Consider the following 15,382-nt stretch of genomic DNA (forward strand, 5'->3'; position numbering starts at 1 on the left):
TGTGAAAAAAACATTTAGTAGATTATTAGCAATCGAAATAAAAAAAGCGATTAAAAACAAATTCTTCATTGCAACATTAGGTATTGCTACAACTTTTTCATTATTTAGTGCGTGGTATATGATTGACCATTACCGCTTTCAAACGTTTTTGAGTTCGATAGATGGAAATCCAATGACAAATGCATCATCCTTATACAATCATTGGATCGGTGGAGAAGCAATGTCGCTTGGATTTACACTTTTTTTCACTTTATTACCACTTATCGCCGTTTTACCCTATGGCTGGTCCTACTTTATTGAAGATAAAAATGGCTATGTAAAAACAGTGGTGATTCGAAGTAACAAATGGCAGTATTTCTTGTCGAAATATCTGGCTACTTTTATAGCAGGTGGACTTGTTATACTAATTCCCCTTGTTGTTAACTTTTTACTTGTTGCATCTTTTGTCCCGGCCATTACACCATCTATGGTCTATTCATTGCGTTATCCTGTCATGATAGGTTCATTGTGGTCAACTTTATTTTATACTTACCCATTAATTTTTGTCTTGCTTTATCTAATCTTAAATTTCATCTTTGCCGGCTTATTTGCAACAATGAGTTTAGCTATTTCCTTCTTTTTAAGAAATAGAATTGCGATTATCCTAACCCCCTTTTTCTTGATTATGACGTTACACTATAGTCGAACATTTTTAGCCTATCGTTACTATAATGAAATTTCGCCGATCAATTACTTACATGCAACTTGTGTTGAAAACGCTGCAAATGCCTGGATTATAACAGGCCAAGGCTTACTCTTTTTTGTACTGACTTTTGGAATCACGATGAAATTAGGTGTTAAGCGTGAAATTCTTTAGACTATTAGCCTATGATTATAAAAATGGGTTTCGGGTAGGGACGGTAAAGTTACTGGTTATGGTTTTATTTGTAGTGGCATTTTGTATTGATTTTTATTACCGCAAACATGTTACATATAGTTTTGATGAGGTGATTCCATCTGGTACATTTATAGACTATTTGTTTTCTATTTTTGCAGGTATCAAGGAGTATACGCCTTCTAAGGAGGAGAACTTTATTATTCCGGTAAAATGGCTGCTTCTTCATCTTTTTATATGTTATAGCACCCTATATTATCCATTTAGAGACTTATCTTCTATGGGATTAAACATATTAGTGAGAACGAAAGGAAGACTTACCTGGTGGTTCTCTAAATGCATCTGGAATGTTAGTTATGTTTTGACGATGTACGGTGTTATCCTTATTACCGTTTTTGCGTTTTGCTTGATAACAAAAGAACCTATCTCCCTAAACATTACAAGAATGTTTGTAACTGATTTATTACAGCCAGGAGATATTCATGAAACACTTTCATTTAACTTGGTGTATATCATTCTATTTTATCCACTATTAATCTTAATAAGTCTTAATCTATTACAGATGACATTAGTACTCATTTTTAAACCGTTGTACAGTTTTGTTGTGGTGACTGTTATTTGGTTGACTTCTGCTTATCTGTTTAGTCCATTTCTTCCTGGAAATTATGCGATGGTGATCAGGAGTGAGTATGTAATCCAAAAGGGTTTGAGTGCTAGTGAAGGGATGGTCATGTTTTTGTTTTTAGTGTCTGTTTCACTTATCTTTGGTAGTCTTTATTTTCGACGCTATGATGTATTAGGAGAGGAATAATGTTAGATGAAAGTCAAAAATACTTATTAGAAATGGGGTAAATACGATGACAACCATTCAAATCGAAGGTGTAACAAAAAAATTAAAAGGTGTATTTGTGATTAATAATGTTTCGATAACACTTTCATCTGGGAACGTCACTGGGTTACGAGGGGTTAATGGATCAGGGAAAACCATGTTGATGCGACTCATGGCTGGACTCATTTTGCCTACCAAAGGAACCATTAAGATAGACGATAAAATTCTTGGAAAAGAGATTACGTTCCCTGAAAGCATCGGCATTCTTCTTGAAAATCCTGCTTTTTTGGATAGTTATACTGGGTTTCAAAATTTGAAAATGCTTGCTTCAATTCGAAACAAAATTGATGATGTGCAGATTAAACATACGCTTGAAAAAGTTGGATTAGATGTAGAAAGTCATAATAAAAAATATAAAAAATATTCGTTAGGGATGAAGCAACGTTTAGGAATAGCTGGGGCAATTATGGAACAGCCTGATATCGTTATTTTAGATGAACCTACCAATTCATTAGATACTGCTGGTGTAGAGTTAGTTAAACAAATTATTCGTCAAGAAAAAGAGCGTGGAGCACTCGTTGTTTTAGCTTGCCATGACACAGATATTTTAGATGAATTAGCTGACGATATCTATTACTTAGAAAATGGATCGTTGGTATCAACAACAACTAGGGGGCAAACTGTATGAAAAAAATGATATTTGGCTTATTGTCCCTCCTTCTGCTCGCTGGTTTGGGTTTTCGTATTTGGTATGTCAATAAAGATATCGATCTTCCCCCTGTGCACACGTTTAAAATGGGTGAGGAAATTGCGCTTGGTGAGAATATTTTTCTTGACGATTTCGAAAACATGGACGGCTATACTGTCACCGTTAATAACGCGGAAATACTTTCCTACGAAGAATTTCTATTAAAATATCAATTTGAAGAAGATGAAGAATCTCCACTATTTGATAAAGATAGTTTAACTTACCCAGAAATGGTCTACGATCTCCATTTAACTGTAAAAAATACAAATATAACTGATGATACGAATCCAGATAGCGGCATTAATTTTATTCATTACAAAATATTCGGGACGGATTTTTTACTACATACTAACGGTATACTATACTCCGTTGCAAATCCTGAGTTAGAATTAAGTCTTGAAGAGGGGGTCAGACTACGTTCTGAATCAGAAATGGATTTCCAACTACCGTTTTATTTTTCACCCTCGTCAAAATTTGCGGCAGTTAAAGAAAAAGATATTAAGAATGAAGATGTGTATCTTGTGATCTCCTACTATCCGAATGAATATCGCATTTTAATTGAATAGTACGCATGAAAAAATGGGAAAGTTCTCACGGTTCTTTAAGAGCTTCTACACAGTATCTGCATGGCACTTCAGTTACAGACGGTCGCTTTCCACGGGGGCGGCCCTCAACTAACTTGGTAAAGAAAAGCACTTTACCAAGTGAACAGCTTATTTTTCTTTGAATCAAAATGAAACACCATCCCTAAATTGGAATGGTGCTTTTTGCATGATTTCATAAAAATTCATGCAACGAATCCGTTCAAAATATAAATGACTATTTATATCGTTCAACAATCAACGAACCCAGAAATAAAACAGCATTCTTTCATTAATTGTCTATTTCTGCTTTTATCAAAGACTTTTAAAGCTAATTTCATTAAAATAGCACTAAGTATATGAACTGCAAAGAACAACATTAATCTAGGGAAAGCCGCATACAAATTTCATCATGCAAAACCTTTTTGATCTTCTGAATTTCCATCAAGCTATGGCAATACTAAGGCAGGCATTAAATTTTATCCCGGAGCAACCCACCGTAAGACTCCCGATTTAATACAACGAGAATATTAAGTTGTTTAAGCGGGAGTAACGGACGCTAGCACCCCGAAGGCTTCAAAGGCTTTAGGTTCTTTCTTTAGGGCTAACAATCAGTGGGGGAATACCTAGAAACCTCACTGATGGAAGTTTTACTTTATAATTTAACATTCCACTTGATGATTCCGGCTTCCTTAGCAGAAGTAAAAGCGATTACAAGAACAGGTCCGATAATAAATCCTAAAATCCCAATTAACTGAAGACCTAAATACATAGCAATCAAAGTAGCTAATGGTGATAAACCGATCTGTTGTCCCATTACCTTTGGTTCAACTGTACGACGAATCGCTAATAAAACAATCGCTAAAACCGCTAACTGTGTTCCCATTAATATATTTCCAGTGATAAACATATACAGTGACCAAGGACCTAGAATTGCGATGGAACCAATAATTGGTACAAAGTCAATTAACCATATGATCAACGACATCCCTATCGCATACTCTGGAATAATCCATAACAAACCCAATAAGGTGACGGTAAAGATGAAAATGCTAACTAAAAATTGGGCTTTTAAAAAGCCGACTAAAACATATTTTAATCTCCCAGTCATAAACTGCACCTTTTCTGCAGTATGATCCGTGAAATTTTGATAAAATTTCGCTTTTAGAAATGGTAATTCTAACATGAATAAAAATAAGGCAATCAAATAAACAAGAAAACTTACGATATATTGAGGAATGGCTGTAAGAATCGTTGCGACCATTCCAGCAACCCTCTCTACTTGGATATTATCAGTAATGACTTTGTCAATCGACTTAACCGCATCACTTATGCTTGCGTTTACCTGATTAACAAAGTCATTTGGCAAGTCTTGCATAATGATTTCTAGATTGTTATTCCATTCAAGTAATTTATTGTTAATATGATTTATGTATGAAGGTGCGTTTTCGGCTAATAGCACTAGCTGTTTAATAATCGTGGTCACAGCATAGGTACCTATAAAAGCGAGCAGTAAAAGAAATGTTAAATAAACAATAGTAACTGTTATTTTTCTATTTAGTTTAAATCGTTTTTTTATTGCACGAACAGCAGGGTTTAAAAACAATGCTGTGAAAAAAGCTAAAACTAATGGGACAGAGATTGGTAATATAAATAAACCGAATAATATCAATCCGATTATTAGAAAAATGTAAATCCAATGACGTGAAGTGAAATTTTTAAACAATGTACCTCGATAACTCCTTTCGAATCGCACCAGTAAAAATCCTTTATAAGAAATATAGCACGTTAGAAGCGAATTGAATAGTTTGTTTTGTGTAATTTTGTTTAAATTTGATGAATAATCACAAATATATTTTTCAGGATTTTAGCGCAAGTTTTACGTGTAGCAGGTCATAATAATAATTGATGATATTTTATCATTGCATCATAAAATCATCATTAGGAGGATACAAAATGAAAACGATTGAGCAAGTAATGACACCTGACGTAACTTCTTGTAAATTGGATGATACGTTAATTGATGTAGCGAAGCAAATGAGAACCCATGACATTGGATCTATTCCTGTCTGTCAACAAGACCAACATTTAGTTGGTATGATCACAGACCGCGATTTAGCAGTTCGCGGGTATGGAATGGATAAGCCTGGAACAACAAAAGTAAAAGAAGTAATGACAGATCATTTGGTTTCAGCAGAGCCGTCTATGTCTGTTCAGGAAGCAAGTGAATTAATGGCCGAACATCAAATCCGTCGGTTACCGATTGTTCAAAATAACAAGTTAGTAGGAATCGTAGCACTAGGTGATTTAGCATTAGAAGATCAATCAAATTTAGCAGCAGGACATGCTTTAGAGGAGATATCAGAACCTCGCGAGTTACATTAAATCTGATCGGGGAAGGGGGTGAGTGCACACCCTTCCCTTTTTAATTTTCATGTAGGAAAGTATTATTCAATTGACTTACCTTGTATGCTTTCTCCCAAACTTATTAAGCGTTTTTAGTGACACGATCCTATCTTCACGCATAGACTATCGTAACGAAGTAAAGTCTTTGTGCGTAAATGAATGGGAAGACGAGGTGAAGAATGTGCCTAAAGATAACCTTCATCCAGAGTTGATAAAATTCAAAAAATTTGTGAAAGAACACCCCGGCCTTGTTGCTGAAGTTCGACAAGGAAAGCAAGAATGGCAGTATTATTTTGATCAATGGTCGAAGTTAGGGGAGACGGATCAATTTTGGGATGACTACCGTAAGGATGTCATCAGTAAGAATCATAAACAATCGAAAAGTGAAGAAGCGGAAAATAACGAAGATAATAGTAACAAACAAGCCTGGTATAAACAAATGGCTGATTTGGTTAATAAGATTGATTTGACTAACATGGAGGAACATGTTAATCAATTAGACAGTGCCTTTGCAAGTGTTCGCTCATTAATTGATCAATTTAAGTCTAGTGACGCACCAAATCAAGCATCACAGTCTAATCCTTCTCCTAACCAACAAGCTCAAACAAGACCGAATCAACAACCGAATTATCCGCAACATCCATATTATCAAAACCGAACTTGGTTTTAGAGTTAGTAGAAAAGCTGTTTGTTAATCAAACACTTTCGTAAGCTAGCTCTTTTTTTTTGTGTGCAATACTGGTATGATATTTCTAACGGAGGTGATCATGTTGTTAGCTACAACAGAGATTGTTGCATTATTAGATCAAACAGATCGAATTGGTAATCTGATTAATCAATCAGAACAAATGGATAGATATATACAAGCGAAAAAAAGACTTGAAAATGATAAAGAAGCTCAAGCACTAATCACTGCTTTTTATAATATGAAAGAACAATATGAAGAAGTGCAGCGCTTTGGTCGCTATCATCCAGATTTCAGTAAAGTCACAAAAGAGATCAGGGTATTAAAGCGTGAAGTTGATATGCATGAGGTAGTTGCTGCTTTTAAAGTTGCTGAACGTGACATTCAAATATTATTAGATGATATAAGTGAACGGATTGCCTTTAGTGTCAGTAAGCAAATAAAAGTTCCAAGAGATGGGGCGCTTTTTACAGAAGGTGGTTGTGGCTGTGGCTCAGGTGGCGGCTGTGGTTGTAAAGCGTCATAAATTAATGAATGTGAAGTAAAATCCCAAAAGTAAGTGAGGGTCTTCGAATGCATAAGAAAAGACAAGGATTAATTGTTTGGTTTCAACACATGAAAAATGTGAAACAAATAAAACGATATGGTCATTTAATTGCAGTTTCTAGAAATGATCGTTATGCAGTAATCTATGTGGATCAAGAAGAAATTGAAGACAAAAGGATGAAGTTAGAGCGATTACCATTTGTCTCAAAAGTCGATCTATCCTATAAACCATTTGTTAGAACAGAGTTTGAAAATGCAAAATTTGATAAAGCAAAAGAATATGACTATAAAATGGGGATTTAATCAAGTGAAGATGTTTTCAAATGATAAATGCTCTAAAAAACAAATTAGAAGGTATATTTTGTAAGAGGCTGATGGTGACAAGCTAAAGCAACCATCAGATCCTACTGTTATACTAAAATAATTTTTGCATCTATGTTAATGATAGAATACCTAAAAATATCGTCACAAATATAACTATTTAGACTTACCTATAGGGTAAAAAAAAGCCTGCAGAAAAACTGCAGGCCCTTTTTGATTCTATATTCGAGTGAATCAAAAAGGCAAAGGGAGAGGAGAAACCGGAAAGGACTTATGGGGAAACGTAAGTCTTTTCCGTCTTCAAGAAGTAACAACCACTTCAATAGTGACATTAGCTTCCTTATAAAATAGGAAAGCTGTCAAACAGTTACTTCACTAGCTTATTATAGACAAGACAAAGTATTCTATACATTAGAGTTGAAAAACCTTTGATATTAATAAAGGAAAAATTCAATAAGTGGATATTTTTATAGTTTCCTTATTGTTAGGCTTTTAGGGTGATCTAAGGTCCGTACATTGCGTCACTGTAACTTTTATGTTGCTTTGAAATGGCAGTCTTACGTAAGGTTGCATTGGATAAAAGTAACAAGGAGCTCTCGTGGTTACCTGCAAAATTAAATGATATTTGACCATGTTTGTTTGATAATATTCCTAGTTGAGTTTTTTTGTGGTAGGATTAAGTCGAATACATAAATTAAGAGGTGTCAGTGATGAGAGTTATTGCAGGTACATATAAGGGTCATCCTTTACAAACTGTTTCGAATAAGTTGACCCGTCCTACTACAGATAAAGTTAAAGAATCTTTATTCAATATTATCGGTCCTTTTTTTGAGGGTGGGATCTGTTTGGACCTATTTGCTGGTAGTGGTGGCTTGGGTATTGAAGCATTAAGTAGAGGTATGGATCATGTAGTTTTTGTTGATCAACAAAAACAAGCGATTCAAGTTATTCATTCAAACTTACAGGCTCTAAAATTAGAGGGGAAAGCGGAAGTATATCGTAATGATGCGTTTCGAGCTATTAAAGCAACGAGTAAGCGAGCGTTGGAATTTGATTTGATTATTTTAGACCCTCCTTATCAAAAAATTTCCTATGAGAGTTTGTTGACGAGTTTAGCAGAAAATAATGTGACACACCTAGACACAATCATTGTTTGTGAACATGATACGAAGCAGTCTTTACCAAAAGAGCATGCAAGCTTTATCCAAATGAAAACAGACAATTACGGTGGAACTACCGCTATATCTTTATACAAAAGAAAGGAAGAGATTTATGAGTAGATTGGCAATTTGTCCAGGCAGTTTTGATCCTGTTACCTTTGGACATTTAGATATTATTGAGCGAGCAGCAAAAGTATTTGATCATGTAATTGTAGCGGTGTTTAATAATCAATCAAAAGATCCTTTATTTACTGTGGAAGAACGAATGGATTTGTTGAAAAGTGCAACCAAAGATATTGGTAATGTTACAGTAGATTCGCATGGAGGCTTATTAATGGATTATGCACGGGAAAAACGTGCAAAGGCGATTGTACGAGGTTTACGTGCAATTAGTGATTTTGAATATGAGCTTCAAATCACATCCATGAATCGAAAGTTAAACGCTGCTGTGGAAACGTTTTTTATTATGACAAACAATAAATACTCTTTCTTAAGCTCCAGTATGGTAAAAGAGGTGGCTAAATATCATGCTAATGTGTCAGACCTTGTTCCTGAAGCTGTTGATTTAGCTTTGCAAAAAAAATTTTCAAAGAGTAGCAACTAATTGAAGTTGTACTCTTTTTAACATTTTTAGGTTCATCGCAAAGCATCTATCCGAAATGTTTAGGCTTCAAATCCAATAGATTTGAAAAAACACAATCATTATATTTTTTTTATTCGCCGATAAAGAATAATACTAGTTAAAAGTAAGGTGAAAATAGTAAGTATGGGTCCTAACTCGAGCATTTTTGTATATAAATTTACAAAGAAATTATGATTGCTTTCAGCGATGACTGGAAGAGATATTGTGCTCATATGTTCGCTTCTTGTATAAAGGAAAGGATAGAGTGTGATCACTAACACAGTGGCAAAGCTGCCGTGTAACAATCTCGCCATAAAATATGGGAGGAACCGAATGTCGGTTTCTGCTAAAATACTAGCCACTTGGGCTTGAACACTAAACCCATTAAATGCTAGCATAATACTCACAAGTATCGCTTGGGGTAACAATGTGTCAACGCCTGAATTTGCAATCAATTGTGCTCCTAACGTTATTTCAAATATTCCGGAGAAAAAGGGTAAGGCAAGCTCGTTAGGAAGAGAGAGTATAGAAAAAAGTATACCTATGATTTCACTAGCAAAATTCGCGATACCAATTTGAAATAACAGGGCAGAAAAGACAGAAAATATAATAATGAATCCACCGATCATTAATAATGTCTGAACTGATTGAATAACAGCATCGCCAAATAATTTTCCAAATGGACGGTTATCCTTGATTCTCGTCTCGTGTAGTGCTTGAAAAGCTTTTGTTAGTGATTTTGATGATCGCTCCTGATGTCTATGCTCTTTAGGTTCACGTCGGTAAAAACGCATGCAGACCCCAACTAATGCATTACTGCTATAGTGGACAATCGCTAATAAAAATCCTAAAGATGCATCGTGGAAAAAGCCTACCGAAACAGCGGCGATGATGAATAATGGATTGGAAGCGTTTGTGAAGGATACGAGCCTTTCTGCTTCCACCCTAGTCAGTTGCTGCTCTTGTCTTAGACGAGCCGTTAATTTAGCTCCAGCAGGATAGCCGCTAGCCATTCCCATAGCCCAAACAAAACTTCCAACTCCAGGGACATTAAAGACGGGGCGCATAATCGGTTCGAACAGAACGCCGATAAAACGAACAACTCCAAAACCAATTAATAACTCAGCCGTGATGAAAAATGGTAATAATGATGGAAAGACAGTCCCCCACCAAATATTAACCCCTCGCAAACTAGCTTCAAGTGTTTGTGTTGGGAAAATAATGAGGTTGGAAGCGATGATTATAGCAAAGCCAGCTAAAACGAATGATTTTATCTTTGATTTCAAACGGAATCCCCCCAAGTAACGGATAAGAAGCGTAAATTGCTATACTTATCTTCAATATGGTAGTAAAATTAATTTAGTTTCTTATGGCCAAGCTATATATAACTATACGCAAGTATCTGTTTTTTTTATGCTTAGAATTTATATTTTCCTGTTTGAAAGTTACGAGATGTTCAATAAGGAGCACTGTAGTTCGTCCACTTGGACTTAGAAATTGCCCCTTAACAAAATTTTTAAGAAAATAATCTTAAGAATAAAATAAGTATGGTAAATCTTTGCCTAACATAAAATGAAACAACTGATTTTTTTGAAAGGGGTAAAATATGTTACAGAATAAAAAGAGAATTGCAGCTTTTTTCGTCCTGATCGCTATATTTATATTTACGATAACATTTCCACTACCATATTATATTTATAAACCAGGTACTGCTGATCCTTTAGATCCAGTTGTTAATATTGATGGTAGATATGATAGTGTTGGTGAGTTGCACCTTGTAACAGTAAGAGGGGGGCGCGCAACGCCATTACAATATTTATTAGGGGCGATTAGGCCGTATCATGATATTGAACGTCTAGAAGAAGTTTTTCCAGAAGGATATAGTAGAGAGGAGTATTTGCAAGCCCAGTTACGTTTAATGGAAAATTCCCAAGAGGCTTCTACAGTTGTAGCTTATCAAGCGGCTGAACAATCTATTGATATCACCTACCGAGGGGTGTATGTTGTTTCTGTCATACCAGGAATGCCGGCTGAAGAGGTATTAGAAATTGGTGATAAAATTATCGCGGTAGATAACCAAGAAGTAACCGATGCTGATAATTTAATTGAAATAGTGAATCAAAAAGAAGCTGGAGATCAAATTCTTCTTTCCATTGAACGAGAGGACGATCACCTCGATAAATACATTGAATTAATTGCTTTTCCTAACAATCCAGAACAAGTAGGGATTGGAATTCAATTGGTTACCAATCGTGAGGTTAACGTTGAACCCTCGATTGAATTTTCTAGCGGTAATATCGGTGGGCCTAGTGCAGGTCTCATGTTAGCTCTAGAAATTTATGATCAGTTAACTGAGGAAGATGTAACTAGGGGGTATCAAATTGCTGGGACTGGTGAGGTAACCTATCAAGGGGATGTATTGCGAATAGGTGGAGTTGATAAAAAAGTAGTTGCAGCGCATAATGCTGGGATGGATATATTCTTTGTGCCATTTGAGAACGATGCACCGAATTCAAATTATCGATTGGCTCGAGAAACTGCAGAAGCGATTGGAACACCTATGGAAATTGTAGCCGTCGATACATTTGATGATGCACTTGATTACTTAGCTAGTTTAGAGTGAAAAATATATACCAAAAGTAGCGGCATGGCTAACAATAGCTATGCCGCTACTTCTTACCTTGATTTTTTATAATAAGGAGCGGAGAATTCCTGAGCTCGTAATTTTTGACGCTTATCAAGCGCTATCGGTAAATAATAAACATCGGTTGCTCTCTCGTCTAATTTCATTAAGTCAGGTAATTCTTTTCGCAGTTGTGTGTATACCGGTGCACTACGGATTTTTTTGGTATGATTTAAGTAGCGTTTTCCTTGTTCACTCATTCCTAGTAGACGCATACAAACAATGGATTCTTGCTGGTGGAGCCTGCTTATCGTATCTTTGGAAGTATTAGTAAGTAAGTGAACAAACATGCGTTGTAATCGTGTATACGTGTATCGTTTCGATTTTAATAGATCGATCCATTCTGTAAAAGACCTTGCTTTATGCGCGCTTTGGATAAGTGCGTATTCTAAACCCTCATCAACTCCTTGAATCTGGGCTAACTCCTCTTTTGACTCCGTTAAGACACGAAATTGCAAGAAAGGGAAATAAGCCTCCCAAGAATGCCATATTCCTGCACTCTTTTTGTAGGATTCCAAGTATTGATGAGAATTGATTGGTAATGCTAAGTTGGTAGGGGCGGAGAGTTTGTTTTGCTCTTTTATTGTCTTTCGTATGCTAGTAGCACTAGCGATAGGAGTAGTTAATGTTTCATCATGATAGTCACTTTGTTTTCTAGCGATTGTGTCTATCTTGATGGATGAATTAGTCTCTGCAATCGCCTTTAAATAACTAAAACCTAATATATTATTCGGTTTGGTTAAATCCACCATATCTGTTTCTTTATCAACGCTAATTAACTCAAAGGCTTGTTGATTAGCTTTTGGAAAAGACAAACCTTCTGCTAACTTCTTTTTAAGTTGTGTGTTAAATGTACCTTTATTTTGCATGTATGTATGAAAAAGTGATTGGAAAGAATCAATTTCCCCTGCTTCACTTCCAAATATTAGATAATCGACTGTTAATTCATTTAGTATTTTTACTGCTCCGAGACTGAACAGATCACTATGTTGTACAGCGTATAAATAAGGAAGCTCAATAACAAGATCAACACCTTGATCGATAGCCATTTTTGCGCGATGAAATTTATCCACTAACGCTGGTTCTCCGCGTTGAAGGAAATTTCCACTCATACAGGCTATTAAACAGTCTGCATTGGTCTTTACCTTTGCCTGTTCTAAATGATGAAGATGTCCGTTATGAAATGGATTATACTCTACAATAAGCCCTGTTGCTTTCATAATTGCCCCTCCTTTTGTTAGTATTGTATCATAAAAGGATTCATAATAAGGACAATCAATCATACCTGTAAAGAAAAAATATTGACAAATCAAGTTATACCTTTTACAATAAACTTTGTGCTTTGAGGTGATAGAAGTGAAAATTTCAATTCAGAAAATTAATCAATCGGAAGGTTATGCATTTGATGAGCAAGTAGATCTCTCAGAACTAGAATCATTAAAGAATGACATTAGAAAGATTGGTCTTGTATCCGTGAAAGGGACAGCTACAGCGCAAGGACAGACAATTACTTGTCAAATGACAATTAAAGGTACAATGATTTTGCCGTGTGCTAGAACTTTAGTGGACGTACCATATCCGTTTGAGGTGAATGTAGTAGAGCTATTCTCTACTAATCCTTATTACACCGAAGAAGATGAGTCGGAAATTCATCCAGTTGATGGAGAAGTACTTGACTTAGAGCCCTTTATAAAGGAAAATGTATTATTAGAGATTCCATTCCGTGTCTTTGCCGATCCAGAACAAATGGAGGCAAATGCTTTAACAGAAGGTGAAGGATGGGAGATAGTCTCTGAAGAAAAGCAAGAGGGTAAAATTGATCCTCGGCTTGAGAAATTACAGGCATTACTAAATGATGATGAAAAGAATGAAAATCAATAAGGTAAAGTGTTAACATATCACTTCCTAGCCTTATGTATTTTATATAGTAAGGGAGATTTTCGTTTCGGAAGTGAAGGAGGTGTAAGACATGGCAGTACCAAAAAGAAGAACATCAAAAAAGGTGAAAAACCAACGACGTACGCATAAGAAATTACATGTACCAGGAATGGTTGTTTGTTCCAATTGTGGTGAACTTACTAAACCTCACCATGTTTGCAAAGCATGTGGACATTATGATGGGAAGCAAGTAGTTGAATCATAGACTATTCTAAAAATAATATGCTTTCAGATTGGGGAGATAGTTTATCTCTCTAATCAAAAAAAGATGACAGTTTATGCAGTCATCTTTTTTTGTTGAGAAATTTCAATGATTGTTCATAGTAGATAGAAATTTGCTCTATTTTAATTCTAGTAGCCCCTTTTCTTGCATATAGTAATAGCAACAATAGGAGGGGGTAGGAAATGAATACGAGTAGACAAGATGCTTGGACAAAAGATGAAGATGCTTTACTTGCTGAGACAGTATTAAACTATATTCGAGAAGGAAAAACGCAATTAGAGGCTTTTAGAGAAGTTGCGAAAAGATTATCGAGGACACCAGCGGCTTGTGGTTTTCGTTGGAATGCTTCTGTTCGTAAAGTTTATGAAAATGCTGTTGAACAAGCAAAAAAGGATCGAAAAAAAGTAACGATAACAGAAAAGCCTTTGTATACCGATCACTCGACGGAGCAAATTACTTTAGAAGCAGCGATTTCTTTATTAGAAAAAGTAAAAGGAAATGTGCTGAAAGTAGATCAAGCTTTTTCAGTGGATCAAGAAAAGTATCAATCATTAGTAACCGAAAATAAACAGTTAAAAGAACAACTTCAAGCTTATCAGGTAATTATCAATGAAATTAATGGACTTATATCTAAAATCGATGAGCAAAAAGAAAAAACCTTGCTATAAGGTTTTTTTCTTTTTGTCATTCTATCTATTTAGAAATCTCATATTCACTTTTCATAAACAACAAATACCTAACGTGGATACATCATATGAATAAACTGTGCGGTAACAGAAGCTTTTTATCCCGCTCCTCAAATGAACTTGGCTCCCTTTCCGCAGGGCGCGGCTTCAGCTAACTCGGAAGAAATTCACTTCCGAGTGGATCTTCAGCTCGCTCTTTTCCTGCTGGAGTGTCGCCAATTTCATTTGATACGCTAGATGGTGGATCTAATTGTTTTTGAATTCGATTATTGGATACCGATCTAAAGTATTAGCATATTTAACAGGTTTTAGAACTTATTAACTTTATTGCAAATTTATATAAACAGTTTTTTGATTCGTAATTTTACGAGTCAAATGCTAATTTAAGCGGAGGAGGTTGCTATTCAAATTATTTACCACACTGTTTGAGTCTATTGTGAAGTTGTGGTTTGTGAAGGGGTGTTTTTTGGGTGGACGAAAATAAAAGAATGTTATATGCTTTGTAGGGGAAAATGTCGAATTTATAATTTAGATAAGAGGTGTTGATATGAGGATTGGTGTTATTGGTGGTGGATCAATTGGACTTTTTATCGCAGCAAAAATGTCAGAACAACAACACGAAGTTACACTTTATGTAAGAAGTAAAAAGCAAGCTCAGATAATTCAAGACCAGCAAGTCTGCTGTTTGCCAGACTCAAAACAATACCAGGTTAAAGCAAAACAATTTAATGAAAATACATATGTTGGAGATGAGCTTGTTTTTATTTGTGTAAAACAATATGATCTTGAGGACATTCTCGATAAATTTCACAATTTCTCAGGAGTACTTATTTTTTTGCAAAATGGAATGGGACATATTGACTTGATAAAGCACCATAACCTTGTTAATCAAATCTTTATTGGTACTTGTGAACATGCTGCCAGAAAAGAGGATGAAGCAACTGTAGCACACACAGGGGTTGGAAAAATAAATCTTTCCTTATACCAGGGAGAGGCATCTTTATTAAAAAAATACTCTCAACATTTGTCTAGGCTGAATTTTAAGATAGAAATAAAAGAAGATTGGTATCATCTATTATT

18 protein-coding genes are annotated in these 15,382 nt (G+C 35.4%); 15 read left to right on the forward strand and 3 right to left on the reverse strand.

What is annotated here, in order from left to right; genetic code table 11:
• The first annotated feature begins 1 nt into the window (after position 1).
• From OWO01_RS12240 to OWO01_RS12255, 4 genes are read left to right on the forward strand one after another with little or no spacing between them, the layout of a single operon-like run.
• Positions 2 to 856 (forward strand): hypothetical protein, encoded by an 855-nt coding sequence (locus tag OWO01_RS12240; RefSeq protein ID WP_268780747.1) that lies wholly within the window; start codon positions 2 to 4, stop codon positions 854 to 856.
• Positions 843 to 1,685, forward strand: a complete 843-nt coding sequence (locus OWO01_RS12245; protein WP_268780748.1) for a hypothetical protein — start codon at positions 843 to 845, stop codon at positions 1,683 to 1,685. Before OWO01_RS12240 ends, OWO01_RS12245 begins: the two co-directional genes overlap by 14 nt.
• A 46-nt stretch (positions 1,686 to 1,731) precedes the next feature.
• Positions 1,732 to 2,391, forward strand: a complete 660-nt coding sequence (locus tag OWO01_RS12250) for an ABC transporter ATP-binding protein (protein WP_268780749.1) — start codon at positions 1,732 to 1,734, stop codon at positions 2,389 to 2,391.
• Positions 2,388 to 3,017 carry a DUF5028 domain-containing protein gene (locus OWO01_RS12255; protein ID WP_268780750.1) on the forward strand — a complete coding sequence of 210 codons (630 nt, stop codon included), beginning with the start codon at positions 2,388 to 2,390 and terminating at the stop codon, positions 3,015 to 3,017. The genes OWO01_RS12250 and OWO01_RS12255 overlap by 4 nt, the downstream gene beginning before the upstream one ends.
• 670 nt (positions 3,018 to 3,687) lie before the next feature.
• On the opposite strand, the gene ytvI is transcribed toward OWO01_RS12255, so the two are convergent.
• On the reverse strand, positions 3,688 to 4,788 hold the full coding sequence (ytvI, locus tag OWO01_RS12260; RefSeq protein ID WP_418936221.1) for a sporulation integral membrane protein YtvI: 1,101 nt from the start codon (positions 4,786 to 4,788) through the stop codon (positions 3,688 to 3,690).
• A gap of 200 nt (positions 4,789 to 4,988) precedes the next feature.
• Between ytvI and OWO01_RS12265 the strand changes: the two genes are divergently transcribed.
• The 6 genes from OWO01_RS12265 (at position 4,989) to coaD (ending at position 8,754) form a co-directional block, all read left to right on the forward strand.
• Entirely contained in the window at positions 4,989 to 5,417 is a 429-nt protein-coding gene (locus OWO01_RS12265) for a CBS domain-containing protein (RefSeq protein WP_268780751.1), read from the forward strand.
• Between the two features lie 202 nt (positions 5,418 to 5,619).
• Positions 5,620 to 6,108, forward strand: a complete 489-nt coding sequence (gene ylbD / locus OWO01_RS12270; protein WP_268780752.1) for a spore coat protein YlbD — start codon at positions 5,620 to 5,622, stop codon at positions 6,106 to 6,108.
• Between the two features lie 100 nt (positions 6,109 to 6,208).
• Positions 6,209 to 6,649: a YlbF/YmcA family competence regulator gene (locus OWO01_RS12275; protein WP_268780753.1), complete on the forward strand. Its 441-nt coding sequence runs from the start codon at positions 6,209 to 6,211 to the stop codon at positions 6,647 to 6,649.
• A 47-nt stretch (positions 6,650 to 6,696) separates the two neighbouring features.
• Positions 6,697 to 6,972 carry a YlbG family protein gene (locus OWO01_RS12280; protein ID WP_268780754.1) on the forward strand — a complete coding sequence of 92 codons (276 nt, stop codon included), beginning with the start codon at positions 6,697 to 6,699 and terminating at the stop codon, positions 6,970 to 6,972.
• A 728-nt stretch (positions 6,973 to 7,700) separates the two neighbouring features.
• Positions 7,701 to 8,270 carry a 16S rRNA (guanine(966)-N(2))-methyltransferase RsmD gene (gene rsmD, locus OWO01_RS12285; protein ID WP_268780755.1) on the forward strand — a complete coding sequence of 190 codons (570 nt, stop codon included), beginning with the start codon at positions 7,701 to 7,703 and terminating at the stop codon, positions 8,268 to 8,270.
• Positions 8,263 to 8,754 (forward strand): pantetheine-phosphate adenylyltransferase, encoded by a 492-nt coding sequence (coaD, locus tag OWO01_RS12290; protein WP_268780756.1) that lies wholly within the window; start codon positions 8,263 to 8,265, stop codon positions 8,752 to 8,754. Before rsmD ends, coaD begins: the two co-directional genes overlap by 8 nt.
• 98 nt (positions 8,755 to 8,852) lie before the next feature.
• On the opposite strand, the gene ylbJ is transcribed toward coaD, so the two are convergent.
• The gene (gene ylbJ, locus OWO01_RS12295; RefSeq protein ID WP_268780757.1) at positions 8,853 to 10,058 is read right to left on the reverse strand and encodes a sporulation integral membrane protein YlbJ; all 1,206 of its coding nucleotides are present in this window, start codon (positions 10,056 to 10,058) and stop codon (positions 8,853 to 8,855) included.
• Positions 10,059 to 10,378: 320 nt separating this feature from the next.
• On the opposite strand from ylbJ, the gene OWO01_RS12300 reads away from it, so the two are divergent.
• On the forward strand, positions 10,379 to 11,395 hold the full coding sequence (locus OWO01_RS12300; RefSeq protein WP_268780758.1) for a SepM family pheromone-processing serine protease: 1,017 nt from the start codon (positions 10,379 to 10,381) through the stop codon (positions 11,393 to 11,395).
• A gap of 53 nt (positions 11,396 to 11,448) precedes the next feature.
• Here the strand turns inward: OWO01_RS12300 and OWO01_RS12305 are convergent, their stop codons facing one another.
• Complete coding sequence (locus tag OWO01_RS12305; protein WP_268780759.1) at positions 11,449 to 12,675, reverse strand: nucleotidyltransferase; 1,227 nt, start codon at positions 12,673 to 12,675, stop codon at positions 11,449 to 11,451.
• 136 nt (positions 12,676 to 12,811) lie between these two features.
• Between OWO01_RS12305 and OWO01_RS12310 the strand changes: the two genes are divergently transcribed.
• The 4 genes from OWO01_RS12310 to OWO01_RS12325 form a co-directional block, all read left to right on the forward strand.
• Positions 12,812 to 13,336, forward strand: coding sequence for a YceD family protein (locus OWO01_RS12310; RefSeq protein ID WP_268780760.1), 525 nt, complete (start codon positions 12,812 to 12,814; stop codon positions 13,334 to 13,336).
• Positions 13,337 to 13,424: 88 nt separating this feature from the next.
• Positions 13,425 to 13,598 carry a 50S ribosomal protein L32 gene (gene rpmF, locus OWO01_RS12315; RefSeq protein WP_268780761.1) on the forward strand — a complete coding sequence of 58 codons (174 nt, stop codon included), beginning with the start codon at positions 13,425 to 13,427 and terminating at the stop codon, positions 13,596 to 13,598.
• A 200-nt stretch (positions 13,599 to 13,798) separates the two neighbouring features.
• A complete protein-coding gene (locus OWO01_RS12320; protein ID WP_268780762.1) occupies positions 13,799 to 14,284 on the forward strand; it encodes an RsfA family transcriptional regulator in 486 nt (161 codons plus the stop codon).
• 565 nt (positions 14,285 to 14,849) lie between these two features.
• Positions 14,850 to 15,382: 2-dehydropantoate 2-reductase N-terminal domain-containing protein (locus OWO01_RS12325; RefSeq protein ID WP_268780763.1), on the forward strand; the 533-nt coding region annotated here is incomplete at its 3' end.

This window comes from Natronobacillus azotifigens, assembly GCF_026805325.1.
In the GTDB taxonomy this organism is placed as follows: Bacteria; Bacillota; Bacilli; order Bacillales; family Amphibacillaceae; genus Natronobacillus; species Natronobacillus azotifigens.